3 protein-coding genes are annotated in these 1,344 nt (G+C 62.1%); all 3 read right to left on the bottom strand.

Annotated elements, in window-relative coordinates; genetic code table 11:
* Positions 1-130 precede the first annotated feature (130 nt).
* A complete protein-coding gene (locus EN993_RS35865; protein WP_127266246.1) occupies positions 131-724 on the bottom strand; it encodes a hypothetical protein in 594 nt (197 codons plus the stop codon).
* Entirely contained in the window at positions 714-1,010 is a 297-nt protein-coding gene (locus tag EN993_RS35860; protein ID WP_111543956.1) for a hypothetical protein, read from the bottom strand. The genes EN993_RS35865 and EN993_RS35860 overlap by 11 nt, the downstream gene beginning before the upstream one ends.
* Positions 1,011-1,161: 151 nt before the next feature.
* The coding region (locus tag EN993_RS37525) for a hypothetical protein (protein ID WP_206532485.1) at positions 1,162-1,344 on the bottom strand (183 nt) is incomplete at its 5' end.

The following is a 1,344-nucleotide window of genomic DNA, read 5'->3' as shown; positions in this document are numbered from 1 at the left end:
ATGTTAGAAATGGCCATTTTCGTCGAGCAGAAGCCCAAAATTCACGCCGAGCGACCCTCCGGGCCATCCCATAAGCGCGACGGTCTTTCCTGGAACGGCTACGATAGTGCTGGTGCATCCCACTGAGCTTTTAAGCCTGCGGGCGCAAACCTGGCTCTGCCCGGTAGAAGATCACCCGCACCGACGGAACAAGCTGGCTGAGGTAATCGAAATCGCCAACATTGCCGGTCAGGACCGTCGCCCCGACCATACCGGCCTGGTGAAAGATCAGCGCATCGTTGAGGAAGCGGCGTTCATGCCCCTTCCCTTTCGGCAGATGGCTCAGCCGGAACAACAGGCCGGCCAGCATGCCGGCGCGTCCCCAAGCGGTGGCGTCGGGTGCATGCAGCCGGTGCGCCGGAATATCCTCGATCGTATCCGCAACGGCTCCCAAGACCGACTTCGTCGTCGGGTGCGCCGGGTCGAGCCGGCCGAACACGTGGCTGAGCTCGGCAAGGCAGACGGCCGAGTGGTGACAGAGCCGATACGTCAGAAGGTTATCGACCGCTTCGGGCGTACGTCCCTGCAGGACATCCAGATAGACGCTGGTGTCGAGGAGCAATACGCCGCCGACAGGCGGCTGGTCACCTGCCCAGGACAGGGCGGAATCTGGTCGCCGTTCCAGCCCTGCCCTACGCCGCTGTGGTTTTAGGGACCGCAGTGCGCCGCCTAGATCAAATGCCAAGATCGATGTCCGCGGAGATGCTGCCCTTGCGGCCGACGAGCCGGGCGCCAAAATCATCCTCGAGGGCCAGCCGCGACAGGGCGAGCTCAAGCAGTTCGGTGTCGGAGGTCACATGGGCGCGCTTCTTTGCCGCCTCGATCAATTCCGACGGCACCCTGCCGGAAAGGCGTGTGTTCTTGGCCGCGCCAAGCAGGCCGACCGCCCTCGCCTGCTCAAGCACCAGACGGTTGCGGGTGTGGGCGATCCGCTCCTCGCTTGCGGCTGTCGCTGCGCCACGTATGGTCATCTTGGGATCTCCATCTGTTGAACGGAATATAAAGGATGTTGAACATGAAAGCAAGGAGAGACCACCCCTGAGAGGCCATCCCTGGATCGGAAAGGCCCGTTGCGCTCCCGCTGATGCGATACCAGGACCGGAGCGGAGGCAATTCCCGCAGCTATTCCGTCACACAGCGCGCGGTGGACAATTCCGGACTTTGGCCGCACCTTCGCTCGCAAGAATCGCATTGCTGCGACATTAGAATGGACGAGGCTGGATGGGCAAAGCCCGTAATTTGATGGTGTCCACCGACGCAATCGACGCCGATGACCTGCCGGACATTGTCGACGTCGTCATGGAG

Source organism: Mesorhizobium sp. M7D.F.Ca.US.004.01.2.1 (assembly GCF_003997785.1).
GTDB lineage: Bacteria > Pseudomonadota > Alphaproteobacteria > Rhizobiales > Rhizobiaceae > Mesorhizobium > Mesorhizobium loti.
Note: the sequence above shows the minus strand (reverse complement) of the source record. Positions and strands in the feature narration are given on the sequence as shown.

Bases quoted from the DNA above. Each gene is read 5' to 3' on its own strand.
- EN993_RS35860 (WP_111543956.1), bottom strand. From the start codon at position 1,010: ATGACCATACGTGGCGCAGCGACAGCCGCAAGCGAGGAGCGGATCGCC.